Raw genomic sequence first — 24230 nt, 5'->3', positions numbered from 1 at the left:
CGTCGGGCGCCTTCGCGCGCTCGCCCGTTCCGCGCTCGACACTACGGGCACTGCTCTCGGCCGCTGCGCCCGTTTCGCGGGCACGCTGGCCTGCTCGCTGAGCCTCGCCGGCGTCATTGTGCCGCTGATGCTGCCAGCCGCGCCAGCTGCCGCGGATGTCGGCGGAGCGATGGACAGGTTCGTGGCAGAAGCTGGCGGTGCCGCAAACGTTACCGGCCCGAGCGCCTTCCAGGGCCAGTCGGCTGGCTACTACAGTCTCGGCAACGTCTGGACCCGCTTCCCGCAGAAGACGACCAACCTTGCCAACCTGCAGCTGCCCTCGGCGCGCGCGGGCTGCGGCGGCATCGACCTGTTCGCCGGCAGCTTCAGCTTCATCAACTCGAGCGAGATCGTCGCCATGCTGAAGGCGGTCGCGAACAACGCGGTCGGCTTCGCCTTCAAGCTGGCGATCGACACGGTCTGCCCGGAATGCTCGAAGGTCATGGATGAGTTCGCTCAGAAGGCGCAGCTCATGAACAACCTTAATATCTCGAGCTGCGAAGCGGCTCAGGCGCTCGTCGGCTCGGTGTGGCCGAAGGGCGACCTTGCTGACAAGGCAATCTGCGAGGCGATCGGCAACTCCGACGGCATCTTCTCGGACTATGCCGCCGCCAAGCACGGTTGCGGCAGCAAGGGCGATCGTAGCTCGACCATCAACGGCGCCGATCCGTCGAAGTGGGACGCCGTGAACAGCGCGGTGCCGCGCAACTACACCTGGCACGTGCTGCGGGGTTCCAAGTTCTTCAACGCCGGCGGCAGCTTCGACCGCGACCTTGCTGAGTACGTCATGACCATGGTCGGCACGATCATCTACGTGCCGCCGACAGACAGCGATGCGGGTCGTTTCCAGCCGCTGACCGGTGACACGACATCGACGCTCGTCACCGCGCTCCTCGATGGCACCAGCGCCGGCGAGGTTCAGGTCTATCACTGCGACACCGAGGACCAGTGCCTCAACCCGAGGCTTAGCCCGCTGTCGGTGCCGACCGCCAAGGCATTGCGGCCGCGCGTGACCGCGCTGATCGACGGGATGGTCGAGGCGATCCGAACCGACACGGCGATCAGCCCCGAACAGAAAGAGCTGCTCCAGATCTCATCCATTCCGCTCTACAAGATCCTGACCGTGCAGGCGGCCTACGCGCGCGGGCTCTCCACCGACGACCGCTCGACCCTCGCCGAGATCGCTTCGATTGACCTCCTCTACGCGATCCTCGACCAGCTGGTGAGCGAGGTTGGCAAGTCAAAGGCGACGTTTATTGCCGCCGACGAGGCGAAACTCGCGACCTGGACGGCGCAGATCAACACGGCCCGGACCACGCTCGCCGATCGCCAGCAGACGACACAGGCCCGGGTGACCGCGATCATGGCGATCATTCAGAAGACGCAGTTCCTCGAGAACGTCCTCTCCAACTCGATGTCGCCGGGAATGGCGGCGTCGCTCGACTGGTCCCGCGGCGTCGCTGCGCGCGGCCTCAACTAAGCTTCGGGATCGGACGAGATGGGCACGGTCGAGCTCTTCACGATCGGCGGAGGCGAGTACATCGTCAACGTCCTCAATGCGGTGGCGGCCTGGACCGGGGCGGGGGGCTACAAGAGCCTGCTCCAGGTCGTGATGGTCATGGGGCTGGGCTATACGGTCCTGATCGTCGCCTTCAACCTAGACTGGAAAGCGTGGCTGCACTGGTTCCTGCAGGCGATGCTCATGTACATGGTGCTGATGGTGCCGCGGCTCGACGTGCACGTCACCGATCGCATCAACCCCAGCCTCGCGCCCGCGCAAGTCGCCAACGTGCCGCTTGGGCTGGCAATGATGGCGAGCTTCACGAGCCAGGTTGGCGATTATCTCGTCCGATCGTCCGAGCTGGTATTCGGCCTGCCGGGCGACCTCGATTACAGCCGCAACGGCATGATCTACGGCTCGCGGCTGTTCGAGGCGACGCGCAGCCTCAGGATCAACGATCCCGAGTTCGCCGCCAACCTCGACGAGCACTTCAAGCAATGCGTCTTCTACGACGTCCTGCTCGGTCGCTACTCGATGGAGACGCTGGCGAAGTCGCCCGATCTCTGGACCGCAATTGCGCCGGGCAGCCAAGCGCGAGCGCAGCGCTTCCTGACGCGCGATGGCTCGGAGGCGGTGACGTCGTCGATCCAGACCTGCCGCGAGGCGTACGCGACGCTCAGTGGCCAGTGGAACGGCATGGTCGACGATCTCGGTCGCGCCTTTGGACGCCAGCTCTACCCGAAGCAGACGGCAGATCTCGCCCGTGCCAAGCTCTTCGCCGATTTGCCGGTGGCTTATCAGTACCTGACCGGCGTCTCCGCGTCTGCGAGCACGATCCTTCGGCAGACACTCACGATCAACGCGATGCAGCAGGCGATGCACAGCGCAGCGGGCACAAGCGGCACCGGCAGCGTCGATGTCTACGCCCAGACCCGCGCCGACATTCAAACTGAACGGACCTACGGGTCGATCGCCCACGCCGCAATGAAGTGGGTACCGGTCCTCAACATCGTTCTGACGGTGGTCTTCTATGCCCTGTTCCCGGTGCTCTTTCCGCTTTTTTTGATGCCGCGGAGCGGTCCTTATGCCCTGAAGGGCTACCTGACCGGCTTCTTCTATCTCGCCGCGTGGGGACCGCTCTACGTCATCCTCCACATGGTGATGATGTTCAAAGGCGCCGCCGAAGTGGCCGGTGCCAGCGGCGGAGGCGGTCTGACGCTCGCCAGCTTCGCCGGCATGACCGAGGCCAACGATGACATCGGTCTGCTCGCCGGCTACCTCGTGGCCTCGATCCCGTTCCTCGCCGGAGGGATCGCTCGCGGCGCGATGGCGATCTCGAGCCAAGCGACGAGCTACCTCAACCCGTCGCAGAACGCTGCCGAAGAAGCGGCGCGGGAAGCTTCCACTGGGAATATCGCGCTGGGGAACTCGAGCTTCGACAATCAGACCGTGCAAACTCGCCAGCACGACCAATGGAACCAGGCGCCAAGCTTCACCTACGGCGCCGCGCAGACCCGGTCGTTCAACGACACCGGCACACTAGCGACCAGCTTCTCCGGCAATCAGCTGCTAGACGTACCTGTGTCCAAGCTGCCTTTTATGCCGCAGGTCACTCAATCCGTCGCCGCCGAAGCTGCAAAGGTAGCCTCAGAGACGCGCAGCCGTGGTGAGACCCTGTCTAATCAAGCGGTTCAGAGCACTTCAAATGCGGTGACACGTTTCCAAGAGTTCCGGCATGCTGTGAGCAATGATCGGTCGATTTCGAATAGCTACGGCAGCGATGACCGCGCGGCCATAAGCGAGAGCTTCAACGAAGTGGACCGTGCATCAGAGATGCTGCAGAACCGCTTCGGCCTTCGAGCCGAAGTGGCAGATACGATCGCTGCCGAGAAGTTCATCACCGGATCGGTCGGCATAGAAGGTAATATCGGCGGCTCGATCGGCATCGCTCGAGTAGGGGCCTCCGCGGGAGCGTCCGCCGGGGCTTACAAGCGTTGGAGTTCCACGGACGTTGCAGCGGTCAGCAAAGATGCTAGCCGGATAGCCGACGCGCTTAGCTCGTGGTCATCTGATCGAGGCTGGTCGCACACGCGCGACGCTTTCGAACGGTCAGCCGTCACCTCAACGCGCTCGGACGTAGCTAGCAACGCTTCTGGAATTAGTTCGGCTGCGACCACCGCTCAGACGCAGAGTCGAGAATCGCGTCGTTACTTCGAAACGGCAGATCGGATCGAGCAGCGTTGGTCCAGCAGCTCCTCAAACAGCGCTAGCGGCGCGCTAAACACAAGTGACGCATTTCTTAAGTTCGCTCGTGAAGAGATCGCCTCGACACCTCTCGTGTACCAAAGGTTTGATCCAGCCAATGCTGCAGACTGGTCGAGCTCAGATATGAATGTGACGGCAGAAAGAGACCTTCTGATAAGCCGATATATCAAGAATGCTGGCGATAGAATCCGTTCAGAGGCTGAAGAACGAGTTCGGTTGGTCGATGGGAGTGCTTTAGAACGTCCGCAGGCGAATCCAAGATCGATGCCTGTGCCGCAGCAGAGCGTTCCGGAAACGCTTGCATTGCCGGCCCTCGATGTCCGGTCAGAAGTGGCCGAAGCGTTGAGAAGAGGGCACGCAGCTGTCGATCGCCAGCAGTCTTCCGTTGCGCGTTCCACGATCCTCGACGCTGTCGAGTTGGATAGGGCTAGCGCGAAAGAGACACAGGAATGGGGTAAGCGAAAGTGAAATTTACACCAAAAGATAGGTCATAATTAGTGACATAGTTACTACGAATACGACGAGCCACCAACCACTGATGGGATGACTTGTACCCGGCCTAACTCTTGCCCGCGCTTCCCTGTTAAACATTCCAGGATCGAGACTTGAATGAGTTGTACCATCGCCCGTAGCAGGGCGACGTCGCCACTCAGCTTCACCAGTAGCCGATTGGCTCACAAGGTAATCGGTCGGGTCGGACATGCTTCGGGAGTATGCTCGCGCGATCGCCATATTTCCACCCCTCTGAGGTAGGCAGGTGCAAACTTACCCCCCTTCCTGTCCTCCATACCTCGCTCGACGGCTCACGAATAAACTGGGCGTGTCAGTCGACGGTGGTTCCGCACTGTCGCATCTCAGCCGCTCCGATCCTTCATGGTGGCTGCTCGCGCGAACAACAGACGTGTCCACCACAAACGGTGCACGCCCATTAAATCACGCTCATAAGCTGGGACGGGTAGGCGGACACAAGCGGCAGCGCCTCTTCCGCGGGCGCGGTGAGCCAGCGATCATGGTCCTCGGCCATGAGAATCACGGGCATCGCCTTGGGGTGCTTGGGCGCCACCAGCGGGTTCGGCTCGGTTGTGCAGAACGCATACACCCGATCATGATCCTGATCGACTTTCCAGACGCCTGCGAAGCAGGGTTCGGGCTGGTCGGAGACGGTGAACCACCAGTTGGTATCGCCAGGGCCGCTCCGATCGGCCACCGCCTTCGGCTCGGCGAAGCGCGAGAAGGGCACAAGGCAACGATGCTCGGGCTTGAGCAGCCAGGGACGCCACATATTGCTCGAGAGATTGCGACAGTTAGTCCACCAATCGTGCATGAACGGCATCTCGCCTTCCCGCGCCGGGCGCTTCCTCGGCTTCCTGGTCGGGAACCCCCACCTCATGGTGCTGAGCACCCGCCGACCATCCTCGACCCGCACCACATAACCCGGCTTACCCGGCGCGGCATACGTCTTGGTGACTTCGAGCTCGTTGCGGGCATCCTCGCCTGCCTGGAAATAGTCGAGATACTCCCAGCGCTCGACCTTGAGGTTGTACAGGTTGCACATGAATGCGATCCCATCACGAGCGATAACGTGACACAACCCTCTTCCATTCGTGGCGATCGGGGTAGGGCGGCTGCGGCCCTTCGGGTTGCTCCCTCGTGACCACGAAGCGGGGACGAACCACGCGCCCGCCTGCCCGGCATGGCTCACAGCAGAGCCGACCAAGCGCCTGCGGCAGGGTGTCGTCCCAGCCGCGCTTCACGAACAGCCACCAGAGTGGGACGGCATCGAGCCGTCTTACCCGCTCGCAGGCAGGGCAGGTCAGGCGGAACGTGCGCCGGTGCAGCGCGCATTGCTCGAGCGTCCGCAACTTGCGGCCGACATGATCGACCGCATCCTCTCCCCGGCGGTCCGCTGGTGCCTGGCGGGTGCTCGAAGTCTCAGTCTTCATAGCGGCCAGCCGCGCGTAGCTGGCGCACGATCCCGTTGAACGCCGCTGTGGTGCCCTGGGCGCGGCCGATTTCGTTGTCTTGAGCTGCCGAGTCCCAGAACAGCTCGAGCGGCCAGCGCTCCGGGCAATGCTGGAGCAGACAGCGGAGCGCCAGCCGGACCTCGACGACATCGACGCGCATCTCGCCCGAGCGGGCCATTGCCGCGCGCAGGATGTGAACCGACAATGAGATGATCACGCGCTGGTGGCGCGGCAGGGTCGCCATCGCTCACCGGAAGTCGCGCGTCTTGACCCGCACGACCTCCTCCGGATCCATGCCGGCGGCGTGCGGCGGCCAGTAGCTGTCGCGCGGCCCGGGTTTCCACCCAGCTTCGCCGCGATCCGGCGCTCCCGAATGACGGGCACCGTCGCCCCGTCCGGTCGCATGCGGGAAGTTCATCTGGCCGACACGGCCGAGGAGGTCGCCATAGTTGATGACCCGGTCGCAGATGACGTGGATGACCTCGCCTTCTTTCTGAACGCGTCCCTTCATTCCGATCATCGCCGCCGACATGACGGTCCGGCGCTGCGCCTCGAAGCGGTCGGGCCAGAGGATGCCGTTGGCGATCCCGCTCTCGTCCTCGATGGTGATGAACAGTACGCCCTTGGCCGAGCCGGGCTTCTGGCGGACGAGGATGATGCCGGCGACCTCGACATGACGGCCGTCCCGGATGCCCGCCAGGTCCGCGCATCGCTTCACCCCGCGGCGGGTCAGATCGTCGCGGAGGAAGGCGAGCGGGTGCGCGCGCAACGAGAGCTGAAGCGCGCGATAGTCCTCGACCACCTCGCGGCCGTCGGACATCGGCTTCAACTCAACAGCCGGCTCGAGCCCTTCCGGGCTGAAGGCTGCGTCACGGGCATCAGCAGCGGCGAACAGCGGGAGGGGCGCCTCGCCCAATCCGCGCACCTTCCACAGGCCCTGGCGCCGGTCCTGGCCCAGAGCGTGAAAGGCGTCTGCCTCGGCCAGCCGCTCGATCGCGGCGCGAGGAACGCCTGCGCGCCGCCAGACCTCCTCTACGGACTCGAACGGCGCCTCGCCTCGGGCGGCGACGATGGCGGCGCCGTGCACGTTGGCGAGCCCACGCACTTGCCTGAGGCCCAGACGCACGGCGAGATATCGGCTGTTGGTCGGTTCCAGCGTACAGTCCCAGCGGCTGGCGTTAATGCAGGCCGGCCGCACCTCGACACCATGCCCGCGCGCATCGCGCACCACCTGCGCCGGCGCATAGAAGCCCATCGGCTGCGCGTTCAGCAGCGCCGCGCAGAACACGTCGGGATGATGGTGCTTCATCCAACAGGAGGCGTAGGCGATCTTGGCGAACGAGGCCGCGTGGCTCTCGGGGAAGCCGTATGAGCCGAAGCCTTCGATCTGCTTGAAGGTCCGCTCCGCGAAGTCGCGAGGATAGCCGCGCTCGACCATCCCCTCGACCAGCTTGTCATAGAAGTGGCTGACCCCGCCGGTGAACTTGAAGGTCGCCATGGCGCGTCGCAGCTGGTCGGCTTCGCTGGCCGTAAAACCCGCGCCGACGATCGCGACCTTCATCGCCTGTTCCTGAAACAGGGGCACTCCCAGGGTCTTCTCGAGTACAGCGCGAAGCTCGGGGCGAGGGTAGTCCGGCTTCTCGATGCCCTCGCGGCGACGCAGATACGGGTGGACCATGTCGCCCTGGATCGGGCCCGGCCGGACGATCGCGACCTCGATCACGAGATCGTAGAAGCGCTGCGGCTTCATCCGCGGCAGCATGCTCATCTGCGCCCGACTCTCGATCTGGAAGACGCCGAGCGTGTCGGCCTTCTGAATCATCGCATAGACGTCGGGGTCATCGTCCTGGAGGTCGGCCATGCCGACCCGGACGCCCTTCGCTTCATCGAGCAGGTTAAAGGCCCGGTTCATGCAGCCGAGCATGCCGAGGCCGAGCACGTCGACCTTCATGAACTTCAGGGCGTCGATGTCGTCCTTGTCCCACTCGATGACCTGGCGGTCGACCATCGCCGCGGGCTCGATGGGCACGAGATCGTCGAGCCGCTCGTGGGTGAGCACGAAGCCGCCGGGATGCTGCGACAGGTGCCGTGGGACGCCGATCAGCTTTCTCGCGAGGTCCAGCGCCAGCCTGAGGCGTCGGTCCTCCATGTTGAGACCGAGCTCGTTTACCTGCTTCTCGCCGACACCTTCCTGGCTCCAGCCCCAGACGAGGCCGGCCAGCGCCTTGGTGAGATCCTCGGGCAGACCGAGCGCCTTGCCGACCTCGCGCACGGCCCCGCGCGCCCGGTAACGCGTCACCACCGCGGTCAGCGCGGCGCGGTCACGTCCGTAGGTTTCGTAGATCCATTGGATGATCTCCTCGCGGCGCTCATGCTCGAAGTCGACGTCGATGTCCGGCGGCTCGCGGCGCTCCCCTGAGACGAAGCGTTCGAACAGCAGCTCATGCTTGATGGGATCGATGCTGGTCACCCCCAGCACGAAACAGACGCAGCTGTTCGCCGCCGAGCCGCGTCCCTGGCAGAGGATGCCGCGCCTGCGGCTTTCCGCGACAATGCTGTTCACGGTCAGGAAGTAGGGCGCATAGCCGAGATCGCCGATCAGCTGCAGCTCGTGGGCGATTTGCTTTTGGTAGGGCAGGGGGACACCACCCGGGAACATGCGCTCGGCCGCCTCGCGGGTCAGCTGCTCGAGCGCGCCCTGCGCGCTCAGGCCTTCGACCACCTCCTCGTGCGGATATTGGTAGCTGAGCTCGCCGAGGTCGAAGGTGCACGCGCGGGCGATGTCGGCTGTGGCCGCGATCGCGTCGGGGAAGGCGCCGAAGCGCCGCTCCATCTCTTCCGGTGACTTCAGGTGGCGATCGGCGTGGCGCTCGCGCCGATCCCCCAATGTATCGACCGTGCACTTCTCGCGAATGGCCGAGACGACATCCTGGAGCAGCCGCGCTTCGGGCGCATGGTAGAGCACGTCGCCGGTCGCGACGGCGCGGACGCGGGCGGCGTGCGCCTGGCGGGCCAACTCGTAGAGCCGCATCGCGTCATCGGGCCGGCGCCGGAGCGCAAGCGAGCAATAGGCTCTGGTCCCGAACACCTCCCGCAACTCGCCCAGATGATGCGCTGTCGTTTCCTCGGGCATGTCAGGCAGCAGGATCGCGATCAGCCCCTCGCTCCATGCCGCGACGTCGCGCCACCCCAGGGTACAGCCGCCTTTACCGGCCCTGGACTTGCCCATGGTCAGCAGCCGGCTGAGCCGCGACCAGGCGGGCCGGTCCGTGGGGTAGAGGAGCAGCTGACGACCATCGTCGAGGAGCACCCGCGTTCCCGCGATCAACCGGACGCCCGTCGCCTTCTGCGCCTCCCAGGCGCGCACCACACCCGCGACGCTGCCGAGGTCCGCGATTCCGAGCGCCTTGTGGCCGAGCAGCGCCGCGGCGCTGAAAAGTTCGTCGGGCGAGGAGGCGCCACGCAGGAACGAGAAATGGCTCGTCACCTGGAGCTCGACATAGGTCGGGGCAGGCAAGGCCATCAGCCGAACAGCCCGTGCATGTACCAGCTGAGATCGCCGGTCGCGGTGTCCACGCCGTCGCCGCGACGGAACAGCCAGAAGCGCGCGCCCTGCTCGTCCTCCACCCGGAAATAATCTCGGACGGCCCAGACCTCGCCATCGCGCCGCCACCACTCGCCATGGATCCGCTCGGGTCCGTCACCGGCGACGACCACATGCACAGACCCCCGCCAGCGGAAGCGGCGCGGCGGATGGTCGGGCAGCAGCGCCACCACATTGGTCAAGGGCTCGGGACGCCGGAGCAGGTGCACGGGGCGCTTCCAGGCCGGCCAGCCGCGCGGGCTCGCCAGTGGCTCGTCGCGAACGGTGGCACGCTCGGGCACGTCACTCTGCACCGAGCCGATCGTAAACAGCGCGTGTGAGCCTGCGCGGCCCGCCAGTTGATCGACCAGAGTGGCGAGGTCCGCTGTCCCGGGACCGTCGGCGAGCGCGGGCCCGAGCGCCGTCGCACCGAGCGGCTCCGATCGCACCGCCGCGAGCCGCATCGTCTCGATGCCAAGGCCCGGATCGATGCGCTCGACGCGCAGATGGAAAAGGCGCGCGAGATGGGCGGCATCGCGGCTCGCCCTGACCGTGCCGATGCTGAGGCGCTGTTCGCTCCCGTCGACACGATCGAGCGCGAGCATCAGGGTGCGCGCACCAAGTCCACGCGCTCGGAGCTGTGCGACCAGATCGGCAAGAAGGTCCCCGATGACCTGCTCAATCGCTTCGGCCGTCCCGATCGGCTCGAGCAGCCGCAGTGTCGCCACCGGTACTTCCTCGGGAACCACCGGGATGATCGGCTCCGCCACCCGTCCGAGGGCCTCATCGAGCCGACGAATGCTGGCGAGACCCAGCCGGCGGGCGAGCGGCCCGCGCGGAAGCGGCAGCAGGTCGCCGACCCGCTCCAGCCCGAAACGGGCGGCCGCGGCCAGCGCGTCCGGGGAGATGCGGAGACTGGCAAGCGGCAGCGGTGCCAGGACCTGGGCTTCGCGACCGGCCTCGATCTGCTCGATCGTCCGCCTGCCGAACCGCGCGAGCGCATGCGCTGCGCCCGGCGTTCCCGCAACCGCGACCCGTGCCGTCAGGCGTAGTCGCCCGCAGAAGGCGAGCACGCGGGCGCAGAAGCGGTCCTCGCCGCCGAACAGGTGCGTGACGCCGGTCAGGTCAAGCCAGATGCCATCCGCGCCGCTCACCGCCGCGGTCGGGGTCCAGTGGCGCACGGCATGGAGCACGAGCTGGTCCAGCAACGCGGCATCTGCGGCCGGCTCTGCAGGGCGGATGTCGAGCTCTGGCACGAGTGCGCGTGCCTGGGTCACGGCCATTCCGGGCGTGAGCCCAAGTCCCAGCGCAGCCGGGCAGGCGGCCGAGATCAGCTGCTTGTTGCCGACCTGGGCTGCGAGGATCAACGGCGGGGCTGACGGCGACGGGTTCTCGGCGCCAGTGCCAGTCGACGCTAGTGGCGCGTTCTGCCCGCCCTTGAACGGATGTACGGCCGCTTCCGATCTCCGCCCCAGTTCGCGCATCGTGGGCTGCTGGTGACGAGGCAGGGCCTTTGCCGCCGCCGCGACCTGTGCGCGATCGGGAGTGCCCTCCCGAGCCCAACGGGCGCCCGGACGCCAGTTGCCGCCCCGCGGCACCGAACAGGCACCGGGGTCGTCATCGACGGGGAGAGGCTGGAGGGCACGCGGCTCAGGCAGCGCGCGCGGCCGCTCCAACCGCCGGAGCCGCTCGATGCTGAGCCGCGGCAGGAAGAGCGAGGCGACCCGTGTCATCGCAAGCCTCGAGTAGAAGAGAGAAGGGGTTGCCGCCCCGCTGACGGACAAGCTCGACGGTCCAGCGCGGCCGGCCGACGCCCGAAGCCGGCAATCGCGCGGAGGGAGCGCAACCGATGCGCCAGCGCGTCGACGCAGCGGAAAGTTCGGTCAGCGGGCAGACGCCCTGCCGTCGCCACCGACGCGACAGAAAGGCAGGCGTCTTTCCCGCATCGGCGGCCAGTTGCAGTCGCCGGCTCGCTGTCATGTCGGCGCGCCGGACCTCGCCGATGACCGCCGCCAGAGCGCCATGTCGGAGGCCGTCCTCCATCAGAGCGAGCACGTCCCGGTCCTCGCGCCCTTCGGCGAAGATCAGACGCTCGGGGCTGAGACCGACTTGCTCAAGTCCCGGTGCGTAGAGGTCGAACCGGCTCACCACCCAGAGAACCCGGGCGTCCGTCATCGCTGCCATTCGAGCGGCGATGCCCGCGACAAATAAGGTCGCCGCAGCCTCATCGCTGAGCGCTGGAGCGGCAGGAGCGATCTCGTGCAGGGCGGCACCATCCAGGCCGCGGTCCGCAAGCCGGTCGTCCAATTGGGCGATCTCAAAAGGCAGGGCAGCCGCCTCTCGTGAGCGCACGTCAGCGATCGCCTCCCGCAGGTGCGCCAAAATCTCGGTTCGGGTACTGGCCTCAGGCATCAGGCGGAATCGACTCATTTGTTCGCTATATGTTCCAGCGCGAGGCCATGTTGGTCAAGGGAGAGGATCGTGTGCTGACCGAGGAAGACGAGCGTTGGATGCGGCGTGCGATCGAGATCGCCCGATCAAAGGGCTCGGACCCGTCGACCTCACCGCTCGGGTCGGTGATCGTGCTGAACGGCCGTGAGATCAGCGCCGAGCGCAACCAGACCGATGACCTGCCCGACGCCACCGCCCATGCCGAGATGATGGCGATCCGCCGCGCCTGCGAGGGTACGGGCGAGCTCGAGTTGCGCGGAGCGACGCTCTACTCGACCCTGCAGCCCTGCGGGATGTGCACCATGGCCTCGATCTGGTCCAAGGTCGGGCGCGTCGTCTATGGTGCCGGACGCGAGGACGTGCACCCGATGTATTTCGAGGCGCGGCATGTCGATGCGCTGTCGTTCATCGCGGACGCCTACCGCGACGACATCGTGATTGAGGGTGGCTGCCTTCGCGAAGAGTGTGCCGACCTCTATTATCCGCCTGATGCCGACCTGCCGCGCGAGGAACAGGCGAACCTGTGAGCGAGCCCGAAACCCTGATGCTCGGCCAAAACGGCTGGGTGCCGAACAATTCCGCGCTGCCGGTGCTCGTCTATCGCGGTGTTGTGCCGTCTGGCGACCTGGATGCAGTCGAGGCGCTGCTTCTCCGGAATGACTGGCGGCCAGACTGGCGCGACGGCGTCTATTCCTATCACCATTATCATTCCACGGCGCACGAAGCCTTGGCCTGCACCAGCGGCGTGGCCGATCTGATGCTGGGCGGCGAGGGCGGCCGACAGGTGCAGATCGAAGCGGGCGATCTCCTCGTGCTGCCGGCGGGCACCGGGCATTGCCGTATCCGCGCGAGCGACGATTTCCTGCTGGTCGGTGCCTATCCGCAAGGGCAGGACTGGGACGTCTGCCGGACGGCAGCGGATCGTGCGACGCTTGCGCGCATTGCGGCCGTACTGCTCCCGAAGGGCGACCCGATCGATGGTCCGGACGGAGCGCTCACTCGGTTGTGGAGCAAAGAGGCATGATCGACATCAACACGGCATCTGCCGACGAGATCGATGCGGTTCCGCAGCTGACGGGGCACGGGTTCGAGATCGTCCGCTACCGCGAGGAGCGGGGCCGGTTCGAGGCGGTGCGGCAGCTCGAGGAGGTGCCCGGCATGGCGGGCAAGACTGCCGGGCTGGAGGATACCGTCCGCTTCGGCTGACCTCAGGCACGCGCCTCCGCAGCGACCAGCGGATCGCTCTTCCGACCGTCCGCGAGCACATGAGTTTGGACATCGTGGAAGCCGGCTCTCTCAAGGTAGAGCCGGATGAGCGCTGCTTGGCCGTTCATGTCGAGCGCGCGCCAGATCGCCACCGCCTTTGTCGGAAAGCACCGGTTCGAGAAGCTGGCGATCGCCACGCCGTTGGGTTTGAGGACGCGCCTGATCTCGCGGAACACGGTCAGCGGGTTCTGGAGATACTGGACGCCGACACACACCAGCACCGCGTCGAACGCATCGGCTGGCTCCGGCAGGACGGCATTCTGGTTGAGGTCCTGGACGAACCACCGCTTGAGGCGCGGATTGGCGGCGAGCTCGTCCGCATTCATGCCGTGGCCGACGACCTCGAGGTCGAGGGTGCCCGGCAGGTGGCTGACCCAGCTGGACATGAGGTCAAGGACGCGATCGCCCGGTTTCAGTTTCTCGCCATAGTGTCTGGTGAGAGCCTCGATCGCCGGTTCATCGATGTGCGTGACCAGGCGAGGCGGCGCATAGAAGTCGAGGTCGTCCCCGCCGTCCTGCTTGGCGAACGCCTCGGGCGGCAGACCCAGCGCGTCGGCGTCGCTCATGCCTTACTCCCGAGGGCTGCGTACCAGTCGGCATAAACGGTGTTCCACGCCATCCGCCGGTTCTGGTCAGGCGTGCCGTCGATCCACCAAACAGGACCACGCTCACTCAGCGCGACCTTTGCGTCATGCACCCGCGTCCGCGCGGCGGCGAGTGCGACCTCGTCTCGGGCGCGCAGGGCTGCGCCCACGGCCCGCCGGGCGCTCATCAGCTCGTCAGTGAGCGCCTTGCGCTGCTGATCATCAAGGCCAGAGTTGGACCGCCGCCAGAGCCGGCCACGCACGACGATGTAGCGGCCGTCAGGAGTGACCAGGGGTGGCGCTGATGTCGTTGCGACGGAGGCGGTCTCGAGTGAAGACATCTGCTCCGAACGAGCGGGTGGCTGGCCGGTTCAGGCATCGGTCGACGCGTCGGTGCATTCAGCCGACTGTCGAGTGCTGACCGACCTGAAGCTGTTCCAGACGCGCGGCGGGGATGGTGAAGCGCTCGACGCCCAGGCTGTCGCCCTTCGCCCGAAGCGCCTCGATCCGCCCGAGAACCCAAGCCATGGCCCGCCCGCCATGAAGCCGCTCGATCGCGAGCGCTTCAGCCCATCGCTCCTGGTCCTGGGTCATCGGCATGGACAGACACCATAGTCAGCGCGGACCATTTGACCACGCCGAGCCACGGCCTCCTGATCTAAACAGATCGGATCAGATGCCGATGTCATAGGGCCTGCTGCGGCCGGGTTCGAGATCCAGGCTTCGCTCCGGAGAAGTGACGGATGCGCGACTGCTGTCTCTGCCCGGTGCGGATCGCAGCTGACCGCTCGTCTCCAGGGCTGAGGTTTTGCCGCCCGGATTGCGCGCCAGCTTGGCCTGGAGCTTGTCGGCATTGTCGACGATCAGCGTCAGCGAGTCCCGCAGGCGCGTCACGGTCACCAGGAAGGTCTGCTGATTGACGAGCTTCGCATCACGGGTTTCGATCACCGCGATCCCCCGATCCGAGGTCAGGCCCTGCGCCATGTGAGCGTTGAGCGCATAAGCGAGATCCAGCCGCGAGAGCATCGGATCATCGGCACGCATTGTGACCGTCAATCCCTGGCTGGTCGCGACCGTCACCCGCCCGCGGTCGATCGCCAGCACCTGCGCCTGGTCGGCGTTGAAGAGGCCGCGATCGTGATCGTTGGCGGTCCACCGGATCCGGTCGCGCTCGTGGAGCGTCAGGCTCTTCTGCTCGTAGAGCTGGACGGGGGAAGCACCGTCACGAATGCGGAGCCTGGCAGGGCGGATGACGCGCTCCGCGCCACCCGACAGCTTGAGCGTGACCGTTCCGGCGAGCGCATCGACGCGCTCGACGGTGGAACGGGCACGAGGCAGTCGCAGGCCCGGCTGCGCGCGGCTGATCTCGACGACCATCCCGGTCGCGTAGCTATGCGGATAGCGCAGCTCCTCGTCGGTCAGGCTGACACGATCGAGGACGGTCAGATTCAGCTTGCCGGGACCGAGCTCGCCGCGCGCGAGCAGGCCGGCCTGAACCGCGCTGTTCACCTCGGCGCGCAGGCGTCGCCCTGACGCGTAGATCGCGGTGCGTGCCCGATCGGCGTCCGGCAGCGCCAGCCAGCGGTCGGCCGCCTCCGCGCTCGCCCGATCCGGCGCTTCGACAGTGAAGGGCCGCAACGCTTCCATCGCGCGGTCAACGGCACCGATCTGCGCCGCGGCAGCCGCTGTGCGAATATCCTCGCTGCGCGCGCGAAGATTCTCGCTCATCTGGGCCATCGGTGCGCCTGCCTGCTGCATGACCGAGAAGGGCTTGCCCGCGTCCACCGCGCCGAGCTGACGGGCATCGCCCACGAACGCCAGGCGTCCGACACCGGCCAGATTGGCGAGCCGGACGAGGCTCAACTGGTCGCGGTTCGACAGCATCGAGGCCTCGTCGACGAGGATCGCTGCACCGCCGAGCGAAGTCCGCGCCTGCGCCAGAGCGATCGGATCCGGGGTGGGACGGAGTGCGGCTTCATGCGTCTTCAGGAAGCGCGCGACGGTCATCGACGGGATACCGGTTTCGCGCTGGAGCATCTGCACCAGGGTGTTCTGGACCGCGAGCCCGATCACCTTGTCACCGTGGCTCAAGATGATCTCGGCTGCGGGCGCGAGAACGCTGCTCTTGCCGGCGCCGGCGACACCCTGGATCGCGACGATGCGGTTGGGTGAGGACAACAGCATGGTGCCGGCGGCCTGCTGGCCAGCGTTCAGCCTGATCCCCGACCGCTTGGTGGCGGCCGCCTGCAGCGCTGCGGGCGCGTGCGCCATCGTGTGATAGGCACGGCCCTGGCCGCGACCGACCTCGATCGCATCGAGGATCGCGGCCTCGGTCGCGATGCCCTGCGCGGTCGTGAGCATCGTGTCCCGACGCCCCATGCCGCGCACCAACGCGCCTGCGGCGAGGAGTTGCTCGACACGCCGCTCCACCGCTTCGATGTTGGTGGGCAGCCCGGTGTCGAGCGCCGCCTTGAGGAGGTCGGTTCTCGCAAAGGCCGCCTCGCGTGCCTCCAGATGACGAACACCCGAGGCGACCGCATGGGCCGCAGCGGCGCTGTCCGGGCGAAGGCCTGGCCCTAGCCGCGGCAGGTACGGGTCACCTGTCGCCAGCCCGAGCTTGCGTCCGAGATCGCCGACAACATCCTTCATTCTCGTCGCGACCGAACCGATCGATTGGGCCAGGCGCGCCCAGGGCGCGCCGGTGGCAGTGGCGATCCGCTCTGCGCCGGACATCACGCCCGCGAGATCCAGGCCGACCTCGGCAGCGCTGCCCCGCCAGCTGGTGTAGAGCGCGGCACGGTCGCTGACTGGCGCCTTGTCCGGACGGGTCATGAGCGTCGCGGCGTCGAACGCGGCGGGGCTTCTGGCGCCCAGTTCCGCGACCTTGGCGAGGATCTGCTGGCGGCGCGTGCTGAAGGCCATCACGAGATTGCGCGGGATCCCCGCCGCCTCGAAATTGCCGTGGCGGGAGCGGTCGCCGACCCTGTACCCCAGCGCCTCCAAGCGCTCCCGAAAGCCAGTCATGGCGATGGCGTTGAGCAAGGTGTTGAGCTGCCAGAGCTTGCCGTTGTGAAGAGCACGCCACTTGCCATCTGGTCCCTGCGTAACGTTCGCGACCACCGCATGGAGGTGCGCCTGCGGATCGTGCGCCCGACTGGTATCATGCTCGAACAGCGCGACCACGAGGTTGTTCGTGGCCACCACCTTCTCGCGCCCGCGCACCTCCATTCGCGTCTCGGCAGCATTCTTTTCGGCCCAGGCGAGCGTATGTTTGACGGCCTCGCGATAGGCTTCGACGATGCGCCGATCGCCGCCGACCAGGGCGAGCAGCGACCAGCTCTTGGGAAGCGAAAAGGTCAGGTCGACGCCGGCGCTGTGCCGCTCCGGAACGCCGACCTGCTGACCGTTCGGTAGCGTGCCGCGAAGTACCGCTTCGAACGCTTTCTGGTCGACCGGACCGACCAGACCAAGCGTCGCGGCGCCGCGGCCGACCCACTCGCCCGCCGCCTCGGGCTGGTCGGCCGTGTAGTAGTTATCGGCGGCGAAATAGCCCGCCGCGCCCTGAGCTGAGCGGACCGTCGCCACCGACAACATGGTTGTTTCTCAGAAGTCGAGTTCGGGTTCGTCGCTGGGGTGCGGGTCTGAGGGCGCAATGCCCTCACGCAGCTCACGACGGGTGATATTCTCCTGTTGCCGCGGGAGTTCGGTCGCGCCTGTACGACGACCAGCGTCTGCGCCGGTCCGGGTCACCGGGGTGGCAGGCGCCGTCGCTTGCTCCTTGACCTCCGCGGTCCCGTCAGTTGCTCCGGTCGCCTTTGAGAGTAGGGGCAGGGCCGATCCGGCGGCGGCGGTCGGCTGCCGAGCGCCGTGTGGTAGGCCTTCGCCGTTGTGCCTGTCGCGCGGTGGATCTGCCGGCGCCTTGCCGAAGGCGGGCTCGCGGTCGGCGGCACGCATCTTCGGCTTCGCGTATCCGTCCGGCAGCTCGCGCACGCCCGCCTGATCGGCTTTGCGCTCCTGCTGTGAGCGCGGGCCCGGCCCCTGGTCGCTCGCGCCGCTCGTATCTGCGACGGGCTCGCCTGCAGAGCCGACGGCGTCCGCTGACGGGGCAGACGGAGGCGTGGGAGAGCGGGGAACGAACGGCTCGGCACGGCTCGGATAGGCGACATAGTCGAGGCGCACAGGTGCCGCCGGAAACCCGTCGGGGAACTTGAGATAGCCTTGCAGCCGCGGCAGGTTCATTAGCTGGTCGGGCAGCAGAAGCGGTTCGATCTGACGCCGCGGCGTGAGGCTTACGGCGTCCCGCGTATTGTTATATCCATAGCTATAGCCCTCCTCCATCTCGCGATACTGGCGGTGGCCGATGAAGTCGGAGCACCAGGTCGCGGACTCCCGATCGGCAGTGGCGAAGATGAGCTTGGTGCGTGCGAGCGCGGCAAGGGTCATCGCCATGTTGTCGCCGTAGGTCTCCTTCAGCTTGGCATAGGCGTGCACCCCGGCGACGATCGCGCCGCCATAGTTGCGCGCGGTCTGGAGACCTTTTTCAAGCGCGGGCAAGCGATGCAGCGCGCCGAGCTCGTCAAACAGGAACCAGACCTTGAGGTCGGTGGTGCGCGGTCCAGCCATGAGCGTGTTCATGGCTGTGTCCATCCAGACGGTCAGGAGTCTGGAAGCGACCGACATGTCGACATAGCGGGCCGAGACGAAGAGAAAGCTTGCCTCGGCACAGTCACCCTCGACCCACCGGCGGACAGAGAAGGGGACCCCCGTCACCGGCAGCATGCGGAGCGCCTTGGCGTTGGCATTGAAGACCGCGCGGATCGACTCCGCCATGCGCGCGGCCTCGGGTGCGGTGAGCGGATCGGCGACGGTGCCCTGCATCAACTGATGGACATGGGCGAGGCTGGCCGTCATCAGCTCGCTCGAGAGCGCCGCATTGGTCGCGCGCTCCTCCGCGGCGAGCTTGAGGCACATCTCGACGAACAGCATGCGGGCCGCGAGAACCCAGAAGGCCTCCGCGCCGCCGCCGTCATGCGGCACGAGCGCTTCCGCGGCAGCGGTGAAACTCGCCTCGTCTGTGCAATCCTCGAAGACCGACCATTGCGGGCAGCGCGCATCGAGCGGGTTGAGGATGACGTCCCGCTCGGGATCATAGAATGCTTCGATAAAGGCGCCGGTCAGGTCGAAGATCACCGCGCGGTGCCCAGCGGCGCGGACCTGGCTCAGCAGGTCACGCAGGCAGACGGTCTTGCCGGTGCCGGTCGTGCCGATGAGCATGGCGTGGCTCTGCTCGAGGCGCCACGGGAAGGGAACGCCCGCCAGACGATAAGGTGCGTAGAGCTGCGCGGCGCGGCGCTCTGCCGGTGAGGTGAGGCGCCATCCGGGACCGAGCGCCCGCCGATACTCGATTGCGCGCTCGCCGCGATTATGAGCGTCGATCTCGCCAACCAGGGTCGGAAGATCGGCCAGCGTGGCGCCGCGCTCGTGCTTGCTTTCCTTCGAGCGGCGGCCGAACCACGCGGCGATCCAGGCGAAGGCAACCGTTGCGGGAACCGTGATGAGGGAGGCGGTCACGGCGCCGTCGCGCGCTGCGACCAGGCACTTGGACCATGCAGCCGCCATGATCGGATGGCTGGCCGCGCGGGCCATCGGCACGAGCAAGGGCGCGCCGTCCCGCGCCAGATTGACCGGACGCCCGGGATCGAATTCGAACCAGGTGTAGCCGGCGACATAGAGGCGCATCCAGCACAAATAGCTCTCGGCATTGGTGAGGGCTGCCGACACGCGCCACCAGATGAAGCCCCCGAAGATCGCCATGGCGAAGAGAAGAGGGCCCTTCAGACCGGCGGCGAACATGAAGCCGAAATGGCCGATGAGCTGGGAGCCGCGGGTGAAGTTGACGAGCTTATTGCGCATCGGACGACGCCTCCTCGTCGAGGCGCGTGCGCCATTGCTGGATGACATGGTCACGCAGCGTCTCATCGCTGTGCGCGGCGAGGAGCTCGTCCATGGCGATTGCCAGAAATAAGAGCTGACCGAGCGCCTCTCGCGCGCGGTGACGCCCGACTGCGAGCTCGAACGCGATCAGATCGCGGACGAGTTTGCCGACATCGAGCTGGCGCTCGGCGGCATAAGCGAACAGCTCGGCACGCATGGTGCCGCTCATCCGCACGGTTATGAATTCATGATACGACATGCACGTCTCCATCACCGGATGGAGCGTGGTCGCGCTTCGCAAGGCACGGTCGGTTTACCGCGATAGACGGGTTGTAGGAAAACGATTTCGTGCGCCGCCTGCGGAACTGTAATCCAGACAATTCAACAGGTTGGCCGCTCGCCAAATCGGACCCACGAAATCGAACGGCGTGTGGGACAGGTTTGCTCTGCCGAAATCAATCACTTAACCTGCGGGCTTGCCGCATAGGGTGTGCCCTCTTTGCCCCACATCGTCGAGGTGCTGCGGTCGGTGATGATGGTCTGTCGATCGGGTGCTGATCGGTCATCCGGTGGGATTGCGGAGACGCGAGTCGCTCCTGAGTTTCAGGCTCGCGGTTCCACTTGGACCGGCGTTTTCTACTCTTACTCCCGGCTGGCCGATTGCTCTGGACGAGCAAAGCGAGAGGCGCCGGAGCCCCTCTCGCCAGGTTACTCCTCGTCGCTGCGGCCTGCCGTCACGGTGTGGACGATCCGGTCGACCAGATCTGCCATCAGGCTTTCGTAGTCGCCCTCGTCGGCGACCCAGTAGCAGCCATCGTCGGTGCGGATGATGTGCTGGTCGAAGTAACTGTAGGGCGCCCTGGCGGCGGCCTTGGCATAGGCGGCCATATAGGCGTCGTGGTCCGCAGTGGCGGCGGCGGTGGTGTTGATCGGGCTGTAGAAGGTCATCGTCCGTCCTCTCAAATCTCAAGTGAAAGACGGCGTCTGAGGGACAGCGGGGAAGATCGGGGGTCAGGGACCGCTCCGAAGGAGCGGCCGCGCCAGCGGCGATGGGGGTCACGATTTTTCCGGCCGCGCGATGACGCTGGTGATGAGGACGAACGTTGATCGGCCGGAAAAATGGTGGGGCCCCGTCGTCCTTGAGGCCCGGTCTTCGCCGCTGTCATGCTACACCTTGTCGAGCGAGTAGAAGAGCTCGGCCGGCGCGGGCTCGATGCCCGCGGCGGCCGATTGGATGCGGCACCCTCGAGGGAAGGGACCTGACCTGGGCAGCTGAAGAAAGCGCTTTCCTACAGCCATGCCGCTGCGCGAAGAGGGACATCGGAAGGGGCTTCGACCGACAGGAGACTGGTCGTGGCCAAGAAGAAGCCGAGCGCGCTCGATGCGCTCACCCGACATGACGAAGAAGAACGGCGGCTCGCCAGCCTGCGCGACGCATTGCGCCAGGCCGCCGCACTCGAACTCGGTACGATCGTGCTCGACGCCGGGGGCGGGGCACTCGGCTCCGAAGGCCTCCGCGTGGCGATCCGCAAGGCACTCGGCGGCACGTCGCAGGATCCTGGTGTCGGGCTCAAGCCGGCCGGAATGCCTGGTGTGAAGCGAGGCGACGATGGCCAGCCCTGAGCCGCGGTTCGACGGAGCCGAGGTCGTCGAGTTGCTGGCGATCCTCGCCGACCCCGCGACCAGCTACTGGCTGCGTGACGCGATCGTGTCGTCCTGCGCGCGTGATCCGTTCGATGCGGAGCGCGATGCGCTGGCGCTTGCCGCACTGCTGACGCGGCGCCTGGATGCCATCGTCGCCCGGCATTTCGGAACCCGCCCGCAGGCATGAAGAAAGCCCCGGCGGCGATGCCGCCGGGGCTGATCGGGCCCGGTCAGAAGGGCAGGTCGTCGTCGATATCGTTCTGGCCCGAAGGCTCGCCGCTCCCCGTCGGCTTGCCGCGGCTGAGGAACTGGACATCCTCGGCGATGATCTCGCAGCCGTAGCGCTCGACACCCTCCCGGTCGGTCCACTTGCTGTAGTGGATGCGGCCCCGCACGGCGACCATCATGCCCTTGGCGGCATATTGCGCGACCGTCTTGCCGAGGCCGTTGAAGCAGGTGATGCGGTGCCACTCGGTTTCCTTGGCGGTGTAGCCGCTCGCATCCTTGAAGGTCTTGCCCTCGCTGTCGCGCTTGGGCCGGCTGGTGCCGAGGCTCAGGCTGACGACACGGGTTTCGCCGCGGGTAGTGCGGGTCTCGGGATCGGTGCCGAGGTTGCCGACGAGAAGAACGGTGTTGGTCATGAGGCTCACTCCTGGAAGGGTCGCCGGGACCGTCCCCGTCGACGCAGAACCCGGCCATGGCGGGCTCGAGCGGCGCGCTGCACCGGAGGCCGTGAGGCCGGAGGGAAACCTGACGGGCAAGGCTGGCGCGGGCAGCGCCAAGCGTCAGCGCGGGCGCAACACGGGCCTTGAACGGCGGGTTGCAGGGATCCGCGGCCGCCATAGGGATCAGGCGGCGATGGGGAGGGTTTCGGACGCGCTCAGGAACGCGAGCCGTCCGGCAGCGATGGGTCAGGACGAGCCTGGGTCCGATCGGCAGACCAGCCTGCCATCATAGCGCGCCCAAGACACGGCGTAGCCGCCCCGGACCATCGCACAGGAGAGGTCACCCGTTTTGTCAGAGCGGCAGAAAGCGCCCGTCCGGGAGCCGCGGGCAGAGCCATTCGAACGGCAGCTGAGCACCGGACCGCGCACAACGACATGGCCGGTCCGCAGCGTGCCGCGCGCTCCACCCAGCAGGGTGACGAGGTGATCGCGCGCTTCTCGGCCCGAAGCACGGGGACAGGGATGACCTGGTCGGCAGCTGCCGTCGATCTCGCGTACGGCGATCCCGGCCAGCCGGACGCGGGGTCCCTCCCGGCACCAGATCGGACCATCGCCGTCCCAGACCGCGACGGGGGTGCAGGTGAAACGCTCGCCGGGGGGCACGACCATCGAAGCGGCAGCGAGGAGCAGGAGTGACATGGCGACGTCCTAGCGGTCCCATCCAAGTGTAGGAAAGCGAGCGGATACAATGTGATGGAACGGGCCGGCCGGAGGTGCTCTAGACATTGATCGTGATCATCCTCTCGCTTCATCCGTGACGCCTCAGTCGGCCGCCATACCCTACCGTGTCGAATCCGGCGGAGATGTATCGGTGCTGCTCGTGACCTCACGCACGCGGCGGCGCTGGATCCTGCCGAAGGGCAAGATCGCCCGCGGGTTGATGGCTTCGCGTTCCGCCGAACGCGAAGCCTATGAGGAAGCGGGTGTAACCGGCCACATCGCGTCAGAGCCGGTCGGACGCTACCGTCAGCCGGGCGGATCGATGCTCAGGTTCGGCGGAACGATCCGGATCGACGCATTTCCGCTGGAGGTCCAGGCCGAGCTCGCGGACTGGCAGGAACGGCACCAGCGGCAGCGGCAATGGTTCACGCTTCCCCACGCCCGGCGCGCCGTCAAGGACGCAGAACTGCGCCAGGTGCTGGAAGCATTTGAGCGGTGGATCAAGGCGTCGCCCGCGACGTGATGCGCCTGAAGCAACGGCTGGAGGAGCGTGGCCGAAGCCACGCTCCCGATGGATCAGGGTCGCCCTGACGCCTGCGCACGCGCATGCTGCTTGGGATTGGTGCCGAGCGGACCGCGGCGATCGACAACGGAGAGACCGCGCTCCTTGGCCTGGATGACGAGGCGCTCGAGGACGCCGTTGCCGGCAAAGGCGACGACGTAGCGCGGCTTCAGATCGAGCATCTGCTCGTTGCGCTTGAACCCGGCCCGAGCACCGAGCCGCGTGTCGAGGCTGAAGGCGATCTGGGGCACCTTGTGCCGTTCGGCCCAGGATGCCGCCAGGCGGTCAGCACCCTTGCCGTCTCCGCCATGGACAAGGACCATGTCTCCGACATTGGCCCGCACGCGATCGAGTGTCTGCCAGATCGCATCGCCATAGGTCTTGGCATCATCGGTCGAGGTGAAGCTCAAGCGCCCACCGGCAAAGACGATCGGTGTGCCCTGCGGCATCGCCGCGCGGCGCTTGCCCTCGGCGCGTGCCTTGAGGAACTCTCGACCCTGGACGACCGCCGAGGTGGTCAGCGCGTCATGGCTGAGCCGCGAACCACCGGCCGGCCGCCACGATGACCCGGTCTCGGCGAGGTAGAGGGCAGCGGCGGTCTCGCGGAGCGCCTCCAGCGCCAGCATCTCGTCCTCCGCGACCTGGGCGCGTTCGACCTGCTGTTCGAGCTCGGTGGTATGGATCTCCGAACCATCGTTGGTCGCCAGCAGCAGCCGGATCTCGTCCGTCGCGCGATCGATCCGGATCGATGCCTTGGCGGCGGCGCGGTGGAACAGGTTGACGACACCCCAGCCGAGTTCCTCGGCCTGATCCTCGAGGACGGTATCGGTGAAAAGCCCGAAGAGGTCGGACCAGACCGCCGCCAAGGTCTGGTCGATGGCATCGGGTTGAAGGGGATTGCGGCACGCGGTGCTCGCGTCGGCGCTGATCGAGAGGTGACCGAGTTCCAGCGCGGCGAGTTGGGCGGCAAGGGTCGTGGGCATGAGAGGTCTCCAGGTCTGACGCCGCGCAAGTGCGGCGACGCGCCCTCCCGCCCGTCGGCATCAGGGGTG

23 protein-coding genes are annotated in these 24230 nt (G+C 66.6%); 8 read left to right on the top strand and 15 right to left on the bottom strand.

Annotation, left to right across the window (positions count from 1 at the left end):
* The first annotated feature begins 127 nt into the window (after window positions 1-127).
* Together BM360_RS11920 and BM360_RS11915 are read left to right on the top strand one after the other, a co-directional pair.
* Window positions 128-1519, top strand: coding sequence for a conjugal transfer protein TraH (locus BM360_RS11920; RefSeq protein WP_165611319.1), 1392 nt, complete (start codon window positions 128-130; stop codon window positions 1517-1519).
* Between the two features lie 18 nt (window positions 1520-1537).
* Window positions 1538-4273 (top strand): conjugal transfer protein TraG N-terminal domain-containing protein, encoded by a 2736-nt coding sequence (locus tag BM360_RS11915; RefSeq protein WP_093314902.1) that lies wholly within the window; start codon window positions 1538-1540, stop codon window positions 4271-4273.
* A gap of 460 nt (window positions 4274-4733) precedes the next feature.
* Here the strand turns inward: BM360_RS11915 and BM360_RS11910 are convergent, their stop codons facing one another.
* From BM360_RS11910 to BM360_RS11890, 5 genes are all read right to left on the bottom strand, one after another.
* Window positions 4734-5360, bottom strand: a complete 627-nt coding sequence (locus BM360_RS11910) for an SOS response-associated peptidase family protein (protein ID WP_093314900.1) — start codon at window positions 5358-5360, stop codon at window positions 4734-4736.
* A 377-nt stretch (window positions 5361-5737) separates the two neighbouring features.
* Window positions 5738-6013: a hypothetical protein gene (locus BM360_RS11905; RefSeq protein ID WP_093314898.1), complete on the bottom strand. Its 276-nt coding sequence runs from the start codon at window positions 6011-6013 to the stop codon at window positions 5738-5740.
* 3 nt (window positions 6014-6016) lie between these two features.
* Window positions 6017-9292, bottom strand: a complete 3276-nt coding sequence (locus BM360_RS11900; protein ID WP_093314896.1) for an error-prone DNA polymerase — start codon at window positions 9290-9292, stop codon at window positions 6017-6019.
* Window positions 9292-10836 carry a Y-family DNA polymerase gene (locus tag BM360_RS11895; protein ID WP_242653461.1) on the bottom strand — a complete coding sequence of 515 codons (1545 nt, stop codon included), beginning with the start codon at window positions 10834-10836 and terminating at the stop codon, window positions 9292-9294. The genes BM360_RS11900 and BM360_RS11895 overlap by 1 nt, the downstream gene beginning before the upstream one ends.
* Window positions 10837-11002: 166 nt before the next feature.
* Window positions 11003-11782, bottom strand: coding sequence for an ImuA family protein (locus BM360_RS11890; RefSeq protein WP_242653460.1), 780 nt, complete (start codon window positions 11780-11782; stop codon window positions 11003-11005).
* A gap of 29 nt (window positions 11783-11811) precedes the next feature.
* Between BM360_RS11890 and BM360_RS11885 the strand changes: the two genes are divergently transcribed.
* The 3 genes from BM360_RS11885 to BM360_RS11875 are packed head-to-tail and all read left to right on the top strand — an operon-like array spanning window position 11812 to window position 13009.
* Window positions 11812-12330 carry a nucleoside deaminase gene (locus tag BM360_RS11885; RefSeq protein WP_207544586.1) on the top strand — a complete coding sequence of 173 codons (519 nt, stop codon included), beginning with the start codon at window positions 11812-11814 and terminating at the stop codon, window positions 12328-12330.
* Window positions 12327-12827, top strand: coding sequence for a cupin domain-containing protein (locus BM360_RS11880; protein ID WP_242653459.1), 501 nt, complete (start codon window positions 12327-12329; stop codon window positions 12825-12827). Before BM360_RS11885 ends, BM360_RS11880 begins: the two co-directional genes overlap by 4 nt.
* Window positions 12824-13009 carry a helix-hairpin-helix domain-containing protein gene (locus tag BM360_RS11875; protein WP_093314892.1) on the top strand — a complete coding sequence of 62 codons (186 nt, stop codon included), beginning with the start codon at window positions 12824-12826 and terminating at the stop codon, window positions 13007-13009. Before BM360_RS11880 ends, BM360_RS11875 begins: the two co-directional genes overlap by 4 nt.
* 2 nt (window positions 13010-13011) lie before the next feature.
* On the opposite strand, the gene BM360_RS11870 is transcribed toward BM360_RS11875, so the two are convergent.
* The 7 genes from BM360_RS11870 to BM360_RS11840 all read right to left on the bottom strand — a co-directional run bounded on the left by BM360_RS11870 (window position 13012) and on the right by BM360_RS11840 (window position 20535).
* Window positions 13012-13635 (bottom strand): class I SAM-dependent methyltransferase, encoded by a 624-nt coding sequence (locus tag BM360_RS11870; RefSeq protein WP_093314890.1) that lies wholly within the window; start codon window positions 13633-13635, stop codon window positions 13012-13014.
* A complete protein-coding gene (locus tag BM360_RS11865) occupies window positions 13632-13994 on the bottom strand; it encodes a hypothetical protein (RefSeq protein ID WP_093314887.1) in 363 nt (120 codons plus the stop codon). Before BM360_RS11865 ends, BM360_RS11870 begins: the two co-directional genes overlap by 4 nt.
* Window positions 13995-14052: 58 nt before the next feature.
* Window positions 14053-14253, bottom strand: a complete 201-nt coding sequence (locus BM360_RS11860) for a DUF6961 family protein (protein ID WP_131819261.1) — start codon at window positions 14251-14253, stop codon at window positions 14053-14055.
* 72 nt (window positions 14254-14325) lie between these two features.
* Window positions 14326-17247: a MobF family relaxase gene (gene mobF / locus BM360_RS11855; RefSeq protein ID WP_093314883.1), complete on the bottom strand. Its 2922-nt coding sequence runs from the start codon at window positions 17245-17247 to the stop codon at window positions 14326-14328.
* 9 nt (window positions 17248-17256) lie between these two features.
* Window positions 17257-19566, bottom strand: coding sequence for a type IV secretion system DNA-binding domain-containing protein (locus BM360_RS11850; protein ID WP_093314881.1), 2310 nt, complete (start codon window positions 19564-19566; stop codon window positions 17257-17259).
* Window positions 19556-19846, bottom strand: coding sequence for a hypothetical protein (locus tag BM360_RS11845; RefSeq protein ID WP_131819260.1), 291 nt, complete (start codon window positions 19844-19846; stop codon window positions 19556-19558). Before BM360_RS11845 ends, BM360_RS11850 begins: the two co-directional genes overlap by 11 nt.
* Before the next feature lie 449 nt (window positions 19847-20295).
* Window positions 20296-20535, bottom strand: a complete 240-nt coding sequence (locus BM360_RS11840; RefSeq protein ID WP_093314877.1) for a hypothetical protein — start codon at window positions 20533-20535, stop codon at window positions 20296-20298.
* A 405-nt stretch (window positions 20536-20940) separates the two neighbouring features.
* On the opposite strand from BM360_RS11840, the gene BM360_RS11835 reads away from it, so the two are divergent.
* Both BM360_RS11835 and BM360_RS11830 read left to right on the top strand, forming a co-directional pair.
* Window positions 20941-21210, top strand: coding sequence for a DUF6437 family protein (locus BM360_RS11835; RefSeq protein ID WP_093314875.1), 270 nt, complete (start codon window positions 20941-20943; stop codon window positions 21208-21210).
* The gene (locus tag BM360_RS11830) at window positions 21197-21418 is read left to right on the top strand and encodes a hypothetical protein (protein WP_093314873.1); all 222 of its coding nucleotides are present in this window, start codon (window positions 21197-21199) and stop codon (window positions 21416-21418) included. Before BM360_RS11835 ends, BM360_RS11830 begins: the two co-directional genes overlap by 14 nt.
* Before the next feature lie 43 nt (window positions 21419-21461).
* Here the strand turns inward: BM360_RS11830 and BM360_RS11825 are convergent, their stop codons facing one another.
* Together BM360_RS11825 and BM360_RS19905 are read right to left on the bottom strand one after the other, a co-directional pair.
* Complete coding sequence (locus BM360_RS11825) at window positions 21462-21872, bottom strand: single-stranded DNA-binding protein (RefSeq protein ID WP_093314871.1); 411 nt, start codon at window positions 21870-21872, stop codon at window positions 21462-21464.
* 270 nt (window positions 21873-22142) lie between these two features.
* Window positions 22143-22595, bottom strand: a complete 453-nt coding sequence (locus BM360_RS19905; protein WP_093314869.1) for a thermonuclease family protein — start codon at window positions 22593-22595, stop codon at window positions 22143-22145.
* A gap of 115 nt (window positions 22596-22710) precedes the next feature.
* Between BM360_RS19905 and BM360_RS11815 the strand changes: the two genes are divergently transcribed.
* Entirely contained in the window at window positions 22711-23139 is a 429-nt protein-coding gene (locus BM360_RS11815; protein WP_278247430.1) for an NUDIX hydrolase, read from the top strand.
* A gap of 53 nt (window positions 23140-23192) precedes the next feature.
* On the opposite strand, the gene BM360_RS11810 is transcribed toward BM360_RS11815, so the two are convergent.
* Window positions 23193-24161, bottom strand: a complete 969-nt coding sequence (locus BM360_RS11810) for a DUF2493 domain-containing protein (RefSeq protein WP_093314865.1) — start codon at window positions 24159-24161, stop codon at window positions 23193-23195.
* Window positions 24162-24230 lie beyond the last annotated feature (69 nt).

Source organism: Sphingomonas jatrophae (genome assembly GCF_900113315.1).
In the GTDB taxonomy this organism is placed as follows: Bacteria; Pseudomonadota; Alphaproteobacteria; order Sphingomonadales; family Sphingomonadaceae; genus Sphingomonas_P; species Sphingomonas_P jatrophae.
Note: the sequence above shows the minus strand (reverse complement) of the source record. Positions and strands in the feature narration are given on the sequence as shown.

What these genes read in the sequence shown, in the direction of transcription:
- mobF (WP_093314883.1), bottom strand. Translation starts at nt 17,247, where the DNA reads ATGTTGTCGGTGGCGACGGTCCGCTCAGCTCAGGGCGCGGCGGGCTAT.
- BM360_RS11825 (WP_093314871.1), bottom strand. Translation starts at nt 21,872, where the DNA reads ATGACCAACACCGTTCTTCTCGTCGGCAACCTCGGCACCGATCCCGAG.
- BM360_RS11890 (WP_242653460.1), bottom strand. Translation starts at nt 11,782, where the DNA reads ATGAGTCGATTCCGCCTGATGCCTGAGGCCAGTACCCGAACCGAGATT.
- BM360_RS11860 (WP_131819261.1), bottom strand. Translation starts at nt 14,253, where the DNA reads ATGCCGATGACCCAGGACCAGGAGCGATGGGCTGAAGCGCTCGCGATC.
- BM360_RS11915 (WP_093314902.1), top strand. Translation starts at nt 1,538, where the DNA reads ATGGGCACGGTCGAGCTCTTCACGATCGGCGGAGGCGAGTACATCGTC.
- BM360_RS11810 (WP_093314865.1), bottom strand. Translation starts at nt 24,161, where the DNA reads ATGCCCACGACCCTTGCCGCCCAACTCGCCGCGCTGGAACTCGGTCAC.
- BM360_RS11905 (WP_093314898.1), bottom strand. Translation starts at nt 6,013, where the DNA reads ATGGCGACCCTGCCGCGCCACCAGCGCGTGATCATCTCATTGTCGGTT.
- BM360_RS11830 (WP_093314873.1), top strand. Translation starts at nt 21,197, where the DNA reads ATGGCCAGCCCTGAGCCGCGGTTCGACGGAGCCGAGGTCGTCGAGTTG.
- BM360_RS19905 (WP_093314869.1), bottom strand. Translation starts at nt 22,595, where the DNA reads ATGTCACTCCTGCTCCTCGCTGCCGCTTCGATGGTCGTGCCCCCCGGC.
- BM360_RS11900 (WP_093314896.1), bottom strand. Translation starts at nt 9,292, where the DNA reads ATGGCCTTGCCTGCCCCGACCTATGTCGAGCTCCAGGTGACGAGCCAT.
- BM360_RS11865 (WP_093314887.1), bottom strand. Translation starts at nt 13,994, where the DNA reads ATGTCTTCACTCGAGACCGCCTCCGTCGCAACGACATCAGCGCCACCC.
- BM360_RS11845 (WP_131819260.1), bottom strand. Translation starts at nt 19,846, where the DNA reads ATGTCGTATCATGAATTCATAACCGTGCGGATGAGCGGCACCATGCGT.
- BM360_RS11885 (WP_207544586.1), top strand. Translation starts at nt 11,812, where the DNA reads ATGTTGGTCAAGGGAGAGGATCGTGTGCTGACCGAGGAAGACGAGCGT.
- BM360_RS11920 (WP_165611319.1), top strand. Translation starts at nt 128, where the DNA reads ATGCTGCCAGCCGCGCCAGCTGCCGCGGATGTCGGCGGAGCGATGGAC.
- BM360_RS11895 (WP_242653461.1), bottom strand. Translation starts at nt 10,836, where the DNA reads ATGCGCGAACTGGGGCGGAGATCGGAAGCGGCCGTACATCCGTTCAAG.
- BM360_RS11840 (WP_093314877.1), bottom strand. Translation starts at nt 20,535, where the DNA reads ATGACCTTCTACAGCCCGATCAACACCACCGCCGCCGCCACTGCGGAC.
- BM360_RS11910 (WP_093314900.1), bottom strand. Translation starts at nt 5,360, where the DNA reads ATGTGCAACCTGTACAACCTCAAGGTCGAGCGCTGGGAGTATCTCGAC.
- BM360_RS11875 (WP_093314892.1), top strand. Translation starts at nt 12,824, where the DNA reads ATGATCGACATCAACACGGCATCTGCCGACGAGATCGATGCGGTTCCG.
- BM360_RS11850 (WP_093314881.1), bottom strand. Translation starts at nt 19,566, where the DNA reads ATGCGCAATAAGCTCGTCAACTTCACCCGCGGCTCCCAGCTCATCGGC.
- BM360_RS11870 (WP_093314890.1), bottom strand. Translation starts at nt 13,635, where the DNA reads ATGAGCGACGCCGACGCGCTGGGTCTGCCGCCCGAGGCGTTCGCCAAG.